This is a genomic window from Candidatus Binataceae bacterium (assembly GCA_035500095.1).
Taxonomy (GTDB): Bacteria; Desulfobacterota; Binatia; order Binatales; family Binataceae; genus JAKAVN01.
In genome coordinates this window covers 1-14,235 of sequence record DATJXN010000128.1, presented here as the reverse complement: position 1 = coordinate 14,235, position 14,235 = coordinate 1, and the positions used below count along the sequence as shown (strand labels likewise).

The following is a 14,235-nucleotide window of genomic DNA, read 5'->3' as shown; positions in this document are numbered from 1 at the left end:
TTTGGATCATGCGCCGCGAACCGCGCGGACCGCAACGATGGCAACGCCGATACCAGTCAACCAGTGCGCCTTCCGTCTCGACGAGGTTGCCGCCGCAACCGGCGGCGAACTGTTCGGAGGGCCGGAGACGGTCGTGCGCGGAGTCACGAGCGACACGCGAACGCTCGACCGAGGCGCGCTCTTCGTCGCGCTCAAGGGCGCCGATCGCGACGGACATGCGTACCTCGGCGAAGCGGCACGCCGCGGCGCAACGGCCGCGATCGTCGCGCGCGGCTGCCGCCTCGCCGGCGGCGAGAGGCTTGCCGCGATAGAAGTTGACGACACGCTGGCCGCGCTGGGCGACCTTGCGCGTCATCATCTGCGGCGCATCCGCGCCGCCGGTCCATTTGCGTGCGTCGCGATCGGCGGTGCCGTGGGCAAGACCAGTACCAAGGAGCTTTGCGCCGCCGCCGTGCGCGCGCTCTTCGGAGAAACGCTGGCCACGCCGGGGAACCTTAACAACCTGATCGGCGTACCGATGACGATCTTCATGATCAACGAGCGCTATCGCGCGGCGGTCCTGGAATGCGGCACCAACACGCGCGGCGAGATCGCACGTCTTGCGCGAATCGTCGAGCCCGACGTTGCCGCCGTGCTCAACGTCGACGTCGAGCACAGCGAGGGCTTGGGAACCCTCGAGGAGATCGCCGACGAGGAGGCGGCGCTGTTCAGCACCGCGCGGCGCGCGGTTGTAGCTTCCGCCGAAGAACGCCTCGTGCTGGAGCGCGTCCCGCGCGGCGCCGAACTTCTTACCTTCGGCGCCGAAGCGGCCGCCGACGTGCGCGTGGCCGGGCGAGCGCCCGCCGCCTGCGGCGAAGGCGCGGGCGGCGGGCGCTCGCGCGTGACGCTCGCGCTTAGCCCGCGGCTCGTCGCCGCGGGCGCGCCGGCGCGGCTGGAGGTCGCGCTCGCGCTGCTCGGCGCGGCCGCCGCGCGCAATGCGGCGGCGGCCGTCGCGGCGACCGCCGCATTACGCGCCCGGCCGCTTGAGGCTGACGAGCTCAGCGCCCTCGCGCGCGCGCTCGAAGGCGTCGCGCCCGTCGCTGGGCGCCTGCAAATACGTGTGCTCGGCGGTCTGCTGGTGATCGACGATACCTACAATGCCAATCCGCGCTCGGTGCGCGCCGCGCTCGACGCCGCGCACGAAAGCGCCGCGGCGTCCGGTGCGCGGATGGTCGTCGCGCTCGGCGACATGCTGGAGTTGGGCGCCTTCGCGCCCGCGATGCATACCGAGGCCGTGGCCAACGTGATGCGCCTTGCGCCGGCAGCGTTCATCGCCGTGGGGCCGGAGATGGGAGCGGCGGTTGGCGCGGCCGGTTTTACCGGGCGCGCCGGCATGCATGTCGCGCCCGACAGCGCCGCCGGCGCGGAGATCGTGTGCGGACTGGTTCACGCGGGCGACGTCGTGCTGGTCAAGGGCTCGCGCGGCATCCGAATGGAGCGCATAGTCGAAGCACTCGGGGAGCGGTTTGGAAGTCGCACTGAAAATTGACGTCGATACGCATCAGGGCCTCGAGTTCGGCGTGCCGCGCCTTGCGCGGATGCTCACGGCCGAGGCCGTCGCGGCGAGCTTTTACGTCGCGATGGGGCCGGATAACTCGGGCCGGGCAGTGGTGCGTGTGCTGCGCAATCCGGGCTTCCTGAAAAAGATGCGCCGCACCGGGGCAGTCAGGATGTACGGTCTGCGCACGGTGCTCTCGGGCACGCTGCTGCCCGCGCGGCCGATTGCGCTCGCCTTTCCCAATATCGTGCGCGGGCTCAAACGCGCCAGCTTCGAGGTCGGCGTCCACGGATGGGATCACGTGCGCTGGCAGGACGGAATCGACAAGCTGGGCGAGGCGGGAATCCGTGCCGAACTGAACGACGCGTTCGAGGCGTATCGCGCGATCTTCCGCGAGCCGACGCGCAGTTTCGCGGCGCCCGGATGGCGCACCAACGCGCTCGCTCTCAAGACGCTCGATTCGATGGGGCTCAGCTATCGCAGCGACACTCGCGGCAGGACGCCGTTTCGATGCCGCGTGGACGGCCAAATCCTCAATACCCTCGAGATTCCGACCACCCTGCCGACCCTGGACGAAGTGATGGGCCGCGAGGACCTGCCGGACGCGGCCGCGGTGCTGGAATTCTACCTCGCGCAGTTCGATCCCGGTCGCCTCAACGTTCATACGGTTCACGCTGAAACTGAGGGGATGGCCCAACTGGAGAGTTTCGCCGCTCTGATTCGTGCGCTCAAGGAACGCCGAGCGAAATTCGTCCGGCTCGAGGAAGTAGCGGCGCGCCTCGGCGCGGCGGAACTTCCGGTCTGCGAAGTGGTGCGCGCGACGCTGCCCGGGCGCGCCGGATGGATCGCGGCGCAAGGGCCCGACCCGACCTGATTGGCCCGCCGGCACGGCGAAGAGGTTCGTCGCCGCCGCGCGCGCCGGACATGCGGCGCGGGCTACGACAGCGCGCGCAACGCCTCTTCCACGAACATCAGCCGGTCGTTGCCCCAGAACATCTGATCGCCGACGAAAAACGTCGGCGCGCCGAACGCGCCGCGGGCGACCGCCGCTTCGGTCGAGTCGCGAAGCGCCTCCTTGACCGCATGCTCTTCCGAAAGCGCCGCCACTCGTTCGGCATCCAGGCCCGCGCGTCCCACCACCTCGCGCATCACCGAGGTCTCGCCGAGGTTGAGTCCGTCGCGCCAGAACGCGTCGTAGATCGCGCGATGGTATTGCGGGAACACGCCCAGACGTTCGGCCGCGACCGCGCCGCGCATCAGGCGAATCGTGTTGATCGGAAAGTGCGCGTTGTGAAGCGGCGGCACGCCGTAGTGCTTCGCCCAGCGCTCGAGATCGGCCATCATGTACTTGCGCTTGGCCTCGATCGCGATCGGCGACGAATTGCCGGTCTCCTTGAACACGCCGCCGAGCAGCATCGGGCGGTAAATCACGCGCGCGCCGGTGCGCTCGGCCAAACCCTTTAGCTGGGTGTCGGCGAGATAACTGAACGGGCTCCCGTAGTCGAAGAAAAATTCCACTTCTCTGGCCATGGCTGGCTCCTCCGCGAGCGGCCGGCGCGGCGCCGGCTTTGGTTGCATCATGCAACTTTCTAATAGACCTACATAGCATCATTCGGTTTCATGACGCAACTGAAACACACTTGGTGCGGCAGGTCGCGTGTGGCGCGTCCTCGCCGGTGGCTCGTTGGACCGGCGCCGCGCCGGTGTGTTATTTCTCGAAGAGAAGTTCCTTCCGAGGAGAGACCGCTACGATGTCCGCATCCGAGTTGTTTGCCGAAAGCCCGCGCGAAGTGGGGCTCGATCCGCAAAGGGTCGGCGCGCTCTTCGAGCGCGCCGCGCGCGAAGTCAGCGAAGGATTGCTGCCGTCGTGTCAGATCGCGATCGCGCGAAGCGGCCGGATCGGCGCGATGCGCACCTTCGGCCGCGCGGTCCAGGGCGGCGCCGACCGCCCCGCCACCAACGACACGCTCTACACCATCTTCTCGTGCACCAAGGCGATCATGTCGGCGGCGGCCTGGATGCTGATCGGCGAAGGCAAGCTCGACGTGCGCGAGCGCGCGGCCGCCATCGTTCCCGAGTTCGGCACCAACGGCAAGGACTCGGTCACGGTCGAACAACTGCTGCTGCACACCTCCGGCTTTCCCAACGCGTCGTTTCCGCAGAACGAATGGAACGACCGCGACAAACGCCTGGAGCGCTTCGCCAGATGGCGCCTCGAATTCCCGCCCGGCGATCGTTTTTTCTATCATCCCACGGCCGGCTTCTGGGTAATCGCCGAGATCATAGAGCGGCGCTCCGGGATGGATTTCCGCCGCTTCGTGCGCGAGCGGATCGCGCTGCCGCTCGGATTGCCCGGAATGCATCTCGGACTTGCCCCGGAGCTTCATCCGCGCGTCGCCGATCTGGTCTATGTCGGCGAAGCGCTCACCGACGAGGAGTGGCGCAAGCTGGGCTTCCCGCCGCCGTTGGAAAGCGAGGTTACCGAGACGGCGATAATGGGCTTCAACTATCCGGACGTGCGCCGGGCGGGCGTGCCGGGCGGCGGCGGCGTGATGACCGCGGCCGAGCTGGCGCTGTTCTACCAGGGCGTGATGCACAACCGCGGCAAGGACGGGCGGCCGCTCTGGCAGCCGGAGACTCTCAAGGAAGCGCTCAGGCCGCGCTCAGGCGATTACACCGATCCGTACCTGGGGCACAAGGTTAATCGCGCGCTGGGCGTGGTCGTGGCGGGCGACGACGGCTTCGCCAATTTCCGCGGCTTCGGTAAGACCAATTCGCCGGCAGCGTTCGGGCACGGCGGCGCGGGCGGACAGATCGGATGGGCCGATCCGGCAAGCGGAATCTCGCTGGGGTACTGCACCAACGGCTTCGACCGCAACGACCTCCGGCAGGGCCGCCGCGGGGTCGCGATCTGTAGCCTCGCAGCGGTCTGCGCCGCCTGAATTCTGCCTCCGCTTCGGGCAAAGTATCGTTTCGCGATCTTTTGAGCCCCTCTCCCGCGTTTTTGGGAGAGAATTGATAGATCTGACTTCCTAGAACTCTTCGTGGCGCTCGAGCGCACGGCGGAGCGCCGCCACGTTCTGCACCAGCACGCTCGGCAGGTTCAGCGTCCCCGCCACGGCCGAGTACGGGTAGAGGCGAGAATTGATATGCGCGTGGAGCGGCAATCCTTCGCCCTGATGAATCTCGTAGTCGAGCGGCAGCGGGCCCAGTACGCGCAGGATGCGGCAGATCGCGCGCGCGAAAAGGCGCAGGTCGGCCGGCTCAAGCTCAGCCAGCGTGCCGCGAAACCGCGGCATCATCACATCGTAGCTTCGCGGGAACGCGCCGATTGGGCTCGCGAAGCTCACCACCCCCCCACGCCGCTCGATCAGCAGGCCCAGCCGCTCGACGAGCTCGATCAACTCGTCCCAAAGTCCCGGCGAGCGCCGTTCGGCCTCGGCCTCGGCCACGAGCGCCGGCAGCGCCGACGGTGCGCCGATGAGCTGCTGATGAAGATGCGGCTGCGAGGCGCCAGACTCCCGCCCCTGGTTTTTGCGAATCACGATCGACCGCGCCGCGCGATTCTCGGCCACGCGGCGCATCACGGCGACGTCGGTCTGGACGAGACGCAGAAAATGTTCCTCGCCAAGCGCGCCGGTGCACATCAGGTCGCCGGCGCGCGGATGCAGAGTCGAAAAGTGACGCGGATCCTCGACCACGATGTAGGACTCGTTGCGTCCGCCGGTGAGCTCGGCCGGAACCCGCGGAAAGAGGTTGTTGAACACGCGCATCACCCATCCGGCGCCCGTGCCCGCGCCCGCCGCGGTCCCGTCGCCCTTCCATTGCGGGAACTCGGCGGGCGTGATGCGCAGGATCTCCGCCGGCGCCATAGTCTCGTTGCCGGGGCAAAACGGACACGCCGCCTGCACCTTCGCGATCTCGTCCGCGTCGAGGGTGGGTGCGGCCGGATCGAGTTCGCTGCGGCCGCCGAGCGTGAACGCGAAGCTCTTGCCGCGCACGTCGACGACGTACGAGATGACACCGTTTATCGGATTCCTAATCCAGAGCAACGCGCCGTTGCGGACTTCGTATTCGATCGGCATCCGTAGTATGGAGCGGCGTGGCTGGCCCCGGCCGCTCAGCGCGGGAGCAGCAAACGGAGCGCCGCGAAGACTGCGATGAAGACGAGGATTGCCGCGACGATTCTGAGCGCTTCGTTTACCGGGTCGCCGCGCTCGACCGCGGGCCAGAACGGCCACCACGGAAAAGGGTTGATTTTGCGCATCGCCTCGTTCCGCCTGGAGAGACAGTCCGCCCGGCGAAAAAAGCTCTTCGCCGACAGCTTCGATGCTAGCGAAACGGACGCCGCCTTGACAGTGCAGGAAGCCTCGGTTATCGGTTTTAGGGGACGCGATTTGCGCTTGGGCGATCTCGGGGTCTGGCGCTCCGCTCACGAGCGGGCACCAGGCTTTTTTTTGGCCGACGCCCCCGCAGACGCGCAACGAACGTGGCAAAAAGCCCGGTAAAAAAATATCTGTTCACTCCCGGACCGGCGCCGGTTCCGCCGGAGGTCCTGCTCGAGATGGCGCGGCCGATGATTCATCACCGCACGCCCGAGTTCAGCGCCGCCCTCGACCAGGCGCGCGAGCGGATGCGCCCGCTGTTCGGCACCCGCCAGGAGGTAATCCTGCTCGCGGCAAGCGGCACCGGCGCGATGGAAGCGGCGGTCACCAACCTGCTGGCGCCGGGCGAGCACGCGGTTTACGTCAACGGCGGCAAGTTCGGCGAACGCTGGGGCAAGCTGCTCGCAGCTTACGGGATAACCGGCCACGAGGTCCGCGTCGAATGGGGCCGCGCAGCGCGCCCGGAGCAGGTCGAAGAGGCACTGCGCGCCAATCCCGGCGCGCGCGCCGTGCTGATGCAGGCAAGCGAGACCTCGACCTGCGCAGTGCATCCGGTGGCCGAAATCGCCGCGCTCACGCGCGCGCGCGACACGTTACTGATCGTCGATGGCATCACCTCGGTCGGCGTCTTCGAGCAGAAGATGGACAAATGGGGCATCGACGCACTGGTCACCGGCAGCCAGAAGGCCTTGATGCTGCCGCCGGGGCTCGCGATGCTGGCGCTGTCGGAGCGCGCGGTCGAGCGGGCGCAGCGATCACGCACGCCGCGCTATTATTTCGACCTGATGCGCGAGCTCAAGGCCCAGCGCGACGAGCATACCACCGCATGGACCGCGGCCGTCTCGCTGATGCTCGGGCTCAACAAGTCGCTCGAAATGATTCATGCCGAGGGATTGCCGCAGGTCTTCGCGCGCCATCGCACGATGGCCGAAGCGACGCGCGCGGCCGCCCCGGCGCTCGGACTGAACCTGATCGCGCCCGACAATCCCGCGCCGGGGGTGACCGGAATTCTGACACCGCCCGGGCTCGACGGATCGAAGCTGGTGCGCTACATGCGCGACGAGTTGGGCGTGTCGGTGCAGGGCGGACAGGACCAGATGAAAGGCAAGCTCGTGCGCATCGGACACATGGGATATCTCAGCCCCTTCGACATGCTGATCGCGGTTGGCGCGCTCGAGATGGCGCTTCGGCAGCTTGGCCATCGCTTCGAGGCGGGCGCGGGTGTGGCCGCGGTCGCGCGCCGGATCGCCGAGGCGGCCTGAGCGAACGCCATGGCGGAGACGGCGATGCGCGTGCTGCTGAGCGATCCCCTCAATGCGCAGGGCGTCGAAGTATTTCGCCGCTATCCCGAGATCTCGGTTGACGTAAAGACCGGCCTCAAGCCCGCAGAGCTGGCTGAAATAATCGCGCCTTACCATGCCCTGGTGGTGCGCAGCGCGACCCACGTGACGCGCGAAGTGATCGAGCGTGCGGACTCGCTGCGCGTGATCGGGCGCGCCGGCGTCGGCGTGGACAACATCGACCTCGAAGCGGCGACGCGACGCGGAATCGTGGTGATGAACAGCCCGCTCGGCAACAGCGTTACTACCGCCGAGCACGCGATCTCCATGATGATGGCGCTCGCGCGGCATATCCCGGCGGCCAACGCGGCGGTGCGCGCGGGGCGATGGGATCGCGGGAAGTTCATCGGGATCGAAGTAAGCAACAAGACCCTGGGCGTAATCGGGCTCGGCAATATCGGCCGCATCGTGGCCGACCGAGCACTCGGGCTCAAGATGAAGGTAATCGGCTACGATCCGATTCTGACCGGCGAGGCGGCTGCGCGGATCGGAGTCGAGATGGTGACGCTGGAGCAGCTTTACCGGCGCGCCGATTTCATCACGGTGCACGCCCCGCTCACGCGCGACACCAAATCGCTGGTGGGCGCGGCGGCCTTCGCGATGATGAAGCCGGGCGTCCGGATCATCAATTGCGCGCGGGGCGGAATCGTCGACGAGCAGGCGCTCGCCGGGGCGCTCGCGTCGGGCAAGGTGGCGGGCGCAGCGCTCGACGTGTTCGTCGAGGAGCCGCCGCCCAGGGATCACCCCCTGCTCAAGTTCGACAACGTCATCGCGACGCCGCATCTCGGCGCGGCGACCGACGAGGCGCAGATCCAGGTCGCGATCGACATTGCGCAGCAGACCGCGGAATTTCTCATCCATGGCGTGATCAGCCATTCGGTCAACATGCCGGCGCTCTCGCCCAAGGAACTGGAGACGCTCGGCCCCCATCTGCGGCTGGCCGAGCGCCTGGGCCGGCTCGCGGCGCAGCTTATCGCGGAGCCGCCCGCGCAAATCACCGTCGGACTCGGCGGCGAGGCGGCCGGACTCAAGGCCGAGCCGATCACGGCGGCGGCGCTCAAGGGACTGCTGAGCGGCTTCCTCGACCAGGATTTCAACTACGTGAGCGCCCCGTTCATCGCGCGCGAACGCGGCATCGCCGTGACCGAAAGTCGCTCGCGCGAGACCACCGACTACATCAACACGCTCACGCTGAGCGTGCGCACGGCGCGCGGCATCCATGAGGTCGCGGGCGCCGTAATCGGCAACCGCGGTCTCAGGCTCGTGCGCATCGACGGCTACCGCGTCGAAGCGGTGCCCGAGGGGTATTTCCTGATGCTGCACAACCGCGACGTGCCGGGCGTGGTTGGCGCGGTCGGCTCGATACTGGGGCAGGCGGGAATCAATATCGCGGGGCTGGAACTGGGGCGCGATCGCGCGGGCGGGATGGCGCTCAGCCTGGTCGAGGTTGACGGCGCGGTTCCACCCGAGGTGCTCGAGCGCCTCAAGACCATCCCGGCCATCGTCTCGGCCGCGCTCCTGAAACTCTAGAATGGCCGCGCAGAGAATATTCCCGGGGCGGCCGAAGCGGAGCGCCGCGCGGCGGCGCCGCGCATGGATGTGACGCGATGAAGACAGTGGCGGTGGTCGGCACCCAGTGGGGTGACGAGGGCAAGGGCAAGATCGTCGACATGCTGGCGGCCGACGCCGACGTGGTAGTCCGCTTCCAGGGCGGCAACAACGCCGCGCACACGCTGGTCGTGGACGGCGAAAAATTCATCCTGCGCCTGATCCCGGCCGGCGCGCTGCATCCGAACAAGGTCTGCGTGATCGGCAACGGCACCGTGGTCGATCCAATCGCGCTCAATGAGGAGATTGCGGCACTGCGCGCGCGCGGCCGCTTCACCGACCCCTCGCTGCTCAAGCTCAGCTGCGATGCGCACATGGTGATGCCGTATCATCGCGCGATCGACCGCGCGCGCGAGGCGCGAGCCGGCAGGCGCGCGATCGGGACCACCGGCTTCGGTATAGGGCCTGCGTATGAAGACAAGATGGCGCGGACGGGGCTGCGCTTCGACGAACTGGTCAACTACGCGCGCTTTCGCGAGAAGCTCGAGCGCAATATCGCCGACAAGAACGCGTATCTGCGCGCCGTGCTCAAGGCCAAGCCGCTCAAGGCTTCCGAGATCATCGATCAGATGAAGCGGGTGCGCGCGTGCGTCCTGCCCTATCTCTGCGATACGGGCGCTTATCTCGCCGAAGCGGCAGACGCCGGCAGGCGGATCCTGTTCGAAGGCGCGCACGGCACGATGCTCGACATCGACCACGGCACCTATCCGTTCGTGACCTCGTCCAACTGTATCGCAGGCGCGGTTTTCTCGGGCGCGCCGCTCGCTCCCGGCCGCCTCGACGCGGTGCTCGGCATCAGCAAGGCCTACACGACGCGCGTCGGCGGCGGGCCGTTTCCGACCGAAATCAAAGGCGCGCTCGCCAACCGGCTGCGCACCGAGGGCGAGGAGTTCGGCAGCGCGACCGGGCGGCCGCGGCGGATCGGATGGTTCGACGCGGTGCTCGCGCGGCTCGCGGTGCGGCTGAACGGGATGTGGGGGCTCGCGCTCACCAAGCTCGACGTTCTCACCGGGATCGACCCGCTGCGCGTGTGCGTGGCGTATGAATTGGGCAAGGAGCGCCACGTCGAGATGCCGCCCGGGCGCGCCGCGCTCGAGCGCGTGCGGCCGGTGTATGAAGAGATGCCCGGATGGCGCGAAAGCCTAAGCGGCGCGCGCGCGCTCGATGACCTGCCGCTCAATGCGCGGCACTACCTGGAGCGCGTCGCGGAGCTTGCCGGCGTGCCGCTCGCGATGGTCGGGGTGGGCGCTCCGCGCGAGGCGACGATCGTGCTGAGGAATCCATTCCTCGTGTGAGCTCCGCATCTCTGCGCGGCTAATGATTTGATCTCTCCTCCAAGGTCTCGGGGAGGGAGTCAGAAATTCAGAACAGCTTACTCGGCGCGCCAGACCGGCTTGCGCTTTTCCAAAAACGCGCGCACGCCCTCGCGGGCGTCCTTGCTCCCGCGCACGACCCGGCCCATCTCCAGGATGTCCTCGTGCCAGGTGTCGTTGGCTGCGCTCAGCGAGCGCCGGATGCTCCGCTTCATCGTGCGCAGCGAGAGCGGCGCGTTCGCCGACACTTTCTCGGCCCACGCGACCGCCGTCGCATCCAGTTTGTCGGTGGGCACGACCTCGTGCACCATTCCCATCGCGAGCGCACGCTGCGCGTTGACCGGCTCCGCGGTGTATAGAATTTGCGAGGTGTTCGCGGTGCCGATGATCTCGATCAGCTTGCGGATGAAGTCGTAGGGCACGACCAATCCGACCCGCGCGACGGTCATCCCGATTCGCGCATCCTCGGCGGCGACGCGCAGATCGCAGTGCAGCGCCAGTTCGCATCCGCCGGCCAGCGCCGCGCCCTGCACGGCGGCGATGGTCGGCACCGGGATCTGTTCGAGACGATGGAACGTGCGCTCGATGCTGACTGGGGTGTGGCCGCCCTCGAGGCGATCGGCCTCGGCCAGGTCGAGCCCGGCGGAGAAGCTCTTGCCGGCGCCGCGCACGATGACCGCGCGGATATCCTTGTCCTCGTCGACCGCGGCGAACGCCTTATCCATCGCGGCGAGCAGCGCCTCGTTAAGCGAGTTGCGCTTCTCGGGGCGGTTGAGCGTGATGGTGAGGTAGTTGGGGTGGCGTTCGACCTTGAGAATATCTTCGGCCATGAAAGCGGCTCCTTGAGCTTGAGGTAAAATTTTTCAGAAAGACGCGGGTGTATTCGGGCAGAGCATCGCACGAGCGCGCCGCGCGCATCAAGGGTTCGCGCAAAGCGGTCGGCGCGGCCCGACGGCGCCGCCGCGTGCGTTCTTCAGATCGCTGGACGTGTGCAGAGACAGCGGTTCCAACAGACATTCAGAACCGCCGCGACCCCCACCCTCTCCCTCCCAAGACACTGGGGGAATCAAGGCGGCCGCAGCGGGTAGGCGCGCTACTCGCCCGACCAGACGGGTTTGCGCTTCTCCAAAAACGCGCGCACGCCTTCCTTGCCGTCGCGGCTGCTCAGCACCGCCTTCCGCATCTCGTCGATGTCCTCGTGCGCGGCGTTGTAGGCGTCGCTGAGACAGCGGCGGACCGAGGCCTTCATCGCGCGCAACGAGAGCGGAGCGTTGGCGGCGATCCGCTCGGCCATCGCCTCCGCTTCGGTCGCGAGCCGCTCGTCGGCCACCACACGATCGACGAGGCCGATTTCGTACGCGCGCTTCGCCGCGATCGGCGCGGCGGTATACATGATTTCCGCGGTGTGGGCCGGACCGATGAGCGCAATAAATTTGCGGAAGACGAAATATTCGGGCACCCGGCCGATTCGCGCCGGCGTCATCCCCAATCCCGCGTTCTCCGCCGCAACGCGCAGATCGCAAAGCAGCGCCAGCACCAGTCCGCCGGTCAGCGTCGCGCCCTGCACCGCCGCGATCGTCGGGATCGGCAGCGCCTCTAGACGCCGGAAGGCCTCCGGCGGGCTGACGGCCCAGCGCCCGCCGCTCGACTCGACCTGCTCCAGTTCGCGCAGATCGACGCCCGAGGAAAACGCCGCGCCCTCGCCGCGGAGCACCATCGCGCGGATGCTCTTGTCGGCCTCGATCGCGGCGAACGCGCGGTCGAGCGCCTCGAACACCGCGCCGTTGAGCGCGTTGCGTTTTTCGGAACGGTTGAGCGTCAACACCGCGTGATTGGCGCGGCGTTCGAATCTCAGGACGTCGTTTTCGGCCATCGGGGGATCGCTCCTTGAAGGCCGCACTTAGGCGGCGGACCAAAATGAGTCGACGATGTGCGCGGGGCGGGGCGCGCCGCGCCGCTCATCGCGAGAACGCTAGACGACGATGCTTACGAGCTTGTCGGGAACGTAGATAATCTTCTTCGGCTGCTTGTCGTCGAGATAGCGCCTAACGGCCTCGCTCCCAAGCGCCATGGCGCGCACTTCATCCTCGGGCGCTCCGGCGCCGACGACCAAGCGATCGCGCACCTTACCGTTGACCTGCACCACCACCGTGACCATCTCGTCGTGCGTAAGCTCCTCCGAGAATTTTGGCCACAATTCGAGATGGACCGACGTCGTATGGCCGAGCGCGCGCCACAGCTCCTCGGCGATATGCGGCGCCATCGGCGCCAGCATCACGACGTAGCTCTCGAAAGCAAAGCGGCCGGAATCGGCGGGCGCGAGCTTGACCAGGTAGTTGAGCTGGTCCATCAGCGTGGCAAGCGCGGTGTTGAAGCGCAGCCGCTCCATATGATCGGTAACGGTCTTGATCGTTTTGTGCGCGCGCCGCGTGGTCTCGGCGCTGGGATTATCCCCGGGGGATCCGGCCTCGACGAAGCGGCGCACCGCGTTCCACACGCGCGAGAGGTAGCGTGCGGTGCCGAACACGCCCTCCTCGTTCCAGTTGGTCGGCTCCTCGAACGGGCCCATGAAAAGCTCCCAGAGGCGGAGTGCGTCGGCCCCGTACTTGTCGACCATCGCGTCGGGCGTAACCACGTTGCCCTTGCTCTTGGACATCTTCTGGCCGTCGGCGGCCCAGATCATCCCCTGGTTGCGCAGGACCGCGAACGGCTCCTTGAAGTTCAGCAGGCCCGCGTCGAACATCACCTTGGTCCACATCCGCGCGTACAGCAGATGCATCACGGCGTGCTCGGCGCCGCCCACGTAGAGGTCGACCGGCAGCCAGTAGTCCACCATCGCGCGGTCGAACGGCGCACGGTCGTAGTGCGGCGAAGCAAAACGCAGGAAGTACCATGACGAGCAGGCGAAACCGTCGAGCGTGTCGGTCTCGCGCTCGGCCGGGCCGCCGCACTTCGGACAGGTAGTGTTGACGAACTCGGGCACGTTGACGAGCGGCGAGCGCCCGGTGCCGGAGGGCTGGTAGTTGGTCATGTCGGGCAACATGACCGGAAGCTGCTCTTCGGGAACCGGCACGATCCCGTCGCGCGGGCAGTAAACGATCGGGATCGGGCATCCCCAGTAGCGCTGGCGCGAGATGAGCCAGTCGCGCATCCGGTAAGTAACGGTGGCGCGGCCGATCTCGTGCTGCTCGGCGTACCTGCATACGGCGCGAAGAGCGTCGGCGGTCTTCATCCCGTTGAGATTGAGTTCGGCGCTCGCCGAGTTGATGTTGACGCCGTATTCCGGGTACGCGCGCCCCGCGGGCAGCGCGCTGCCATCGGCGGGCGCCGTGACCAGCGGAATCTCGAGTCCGTACCTGGTTGCGAATTCGTAGTCGCGCTGATCCTCGCCGGGCGCGCCCATGATCGCGCCGGTGCCATAGCCCATCAGGACGTAGTCGGCAATCCAGATCGGCACGAGCTTGCCGTTGAACAGGTTGCGCGCGTAGGCGCCGGTGAAGACGCCGGTCTTTTCCTTGACCGTGGAGAGCCGTTCGATCTCGCTCTGGCGGCGGGCCTGCGTCACGTAGTCGTCGACTGCGGCACGGCGATCGGCGGTGGTGATCTCAGCGACCAACGGATGCTCCGGCGCGAGCACCATGAACGATACGCCGAAAACCGTATCGGGCCGGGTAGTAAAGAAGCGGACTTCCTTGCCCGGATGGCCCTCGACGGGGAAGGCGAGTTCAGCACCCTCGGAGCGCCCGACCCAGTTGCGCTGCATCAACTTGATCGGCTCGGGCCAATCGATCCCCTCGAGATCGTCGAGCAGGCGGTCGGCATAGGCCGTGATCTTGAAGAACCACTGCTCCAGGTCCTTCTTTGTGACGGGCGTGTCGGTATGCCGCCAGCAGCATCCGTTGACCACCTGTTCGTTGGCCAGGATCGTGCGGCACAGCTCGCACCACCATTGCGAGCCGGTCGCGCGAAAGGCGAGACCGCGCTTGAGCATTAGCAGGAAAAACCATTGCGTCCAGCGATAGTACTCGGGCGTGGAGGAATTGATCTCGCGC

At 67.2% G+C, this 14,235-nt stretch carries 12 protein-coding genes; 7 read left to right on the top strand and 5 right to left on the bottom strand.

Annotated features, from left to right (window positions below):
• Positions 1–37: 37 nt before the first annotated feature.
• Together murF and VMI09_13350 are read left to right on the top strand one after the other, a co-directional pair.
• Positions 38–1,528, top strand: coding sequence for a UDP-N-acetylmuramoyl-tripeptide--D-alanyl-D-alanine ligase (gene murF / locus VMI09_13355; GenBank protein HTQ25674.1), 1,491 nt, complete (start codon positions 38–40; stop codon positions 1,526–1,528).
• A complete protein-coding gene (locus VMI09_13350) occupies positions 1,506–2,411 on the top strand; it encodes a polysaccharide deacetylase family protein (GenBank protein HTQ25673.1) in 906 nt (301 codons plus the stop codon). Before murF ends, VMI09_13350 begins: the two co-directional genes overlap by 23 nt.
• Before the next feature lie 62 nt (positions 2,412–2,473).
• On the opposite strand, the gene VMI09_13345 is transcribed toward VMI09_13350, so the two are convergent.
• Complete coding sequence (locus tag VMI09_13345; protein ID HTQ25672.1) at positions 2,474–3,067, bottom strand: 2-hydroxychromene-2-carboxylate isomerase; 594 nt, start codon at positions 3,065–3,067, stop codon at positions 2,474–2,476.
• 221 nt (positions 3,068–3,288) lie between these two features.
• Here VMI09_13345 and VMI09_13340 point away from each other — a divergent pair, with 221 nt between their 5' ends.
• A complete protein-coding gene (locus tag VMI09_13340) occupies positions 3,289–4,479 on the top strand; it encodes a serine hydrolase domain-containing protein (protein HTQ25671.1) in 1,191 nt (396 codons plus the stop codon).
• A gap of 90 nt (positions 4,480–4,569) precedes the next feature.
• On the opposite strand, the gene VMI09_13335 is transcribed toward VMI09_13340, so the two are convergent.
• Positions 4,570–5,622 carry a hypothetical protein gene (locus tag VMI09_13335; protein ID HTQ25670.1) on the bottom strand — a complete coding sequence of 351 codons (1,053 nt, stop codon included), beginning with the start codon at positions 5,620–5,622 and terminating at the stop codon, positions 4,570–4,572.
• A gap of 75 nt (positions 5,623–5,697) precedes the next feature.
• On the opposite strand from VMI09_13335, the gene VMI09_13330 reads away from it, so the two are divergent.
• The 4 genes from VMI09_13330 (at position 5,698) to VMI09_13315 (ending at position 10,165) form a co-directional block, all read left to right on the top strand.
• Complete coding sequence (locus VMI09_13330) at positions 5,698–6,045, top strand: hypothetical protein (protein HTQ25669.1); 348 nt, start codon at positions 5,698–5,700, stop codon at positions 6,043–6,045.
• Entirely contained in the window at positions 6,027–7,184 is a 1,158-nt protein-coding gene (locus VMI09_13325) for an alanine--glyoxylate aminotransferase family protein (protein HTQ25668.1), read from the top strand. Before VMI09_13330 ends, VMI09_13325 begins: the two co-directional genes overlap by 19 nt.
• Before the next feature lie 9 nt (positions 7,185–7,193).
• The gene (serA, locus tag VMI09_13320) at positions 7,194–8,792 is read left to right on the top strand and encodes a phosphoglycerate dehydrogenase (protein ID HTQ25667.1); all 1,599 of its coding nucleotides are present in this window, start codon (positions 7,194–7,196) and stop codon (positions 8,790–8,792) included.
• 77 nt (positions 8,793–8,869) lie between these two features.
• On the top strand, positions 8,870–10,165 hold the full coding sequence (locus VMI09_13315) for an adenylosuccinate synthase (protein HTQ25666.1): 1,296 nt from the start codon (positions 8,870–8,872) through the stop codon (positions 10,163–10,165).
• A 77-nt stretch (positions 10,166–10,242) separates the two neighbouring features.
• Here the strand turns inward: VMI09_13315 and VMI09_13310 are convergent, their stop codons facing one another.
• The 3 genes from VMI09_13310 to leuS form a co-directional block, all read right to left on the bottom strand.
• Positions 10,243–11,013 (bottom strand): enoyl-CoA hydratase/isomerase family protein, encoded by a 771-nt coding sequence (locus VMI09_13310; protein HTQ25665.1) that lies wholly within the window; start codon positions 11,011–11,013, stop codon positions 10,243–10,245.
• 263 nt (positions 11,014–11,276) lie between these two features.
• Positions 11,277–12,056: an enoyl-CoA hydratase/isomerase family protein gene (locus VMI09_13305; protein HTQ25664.1), complete on the bottom strand. Its 780-nt coding sequence runs from the start codon at positions 12,054–12,056 to the stop codon at positions 11,277–11,279.
• Positions 12,057–12,155: 99 nt separating this feature from the next.
• On the bottom strand, positions 12,156–14,235 hold a 2,080-nt coding region (gene leuS / locus VMI09_13300), incomplete at its 5' end, for a leucine--tRNA ligase (GenBank protein HTQ25663.1).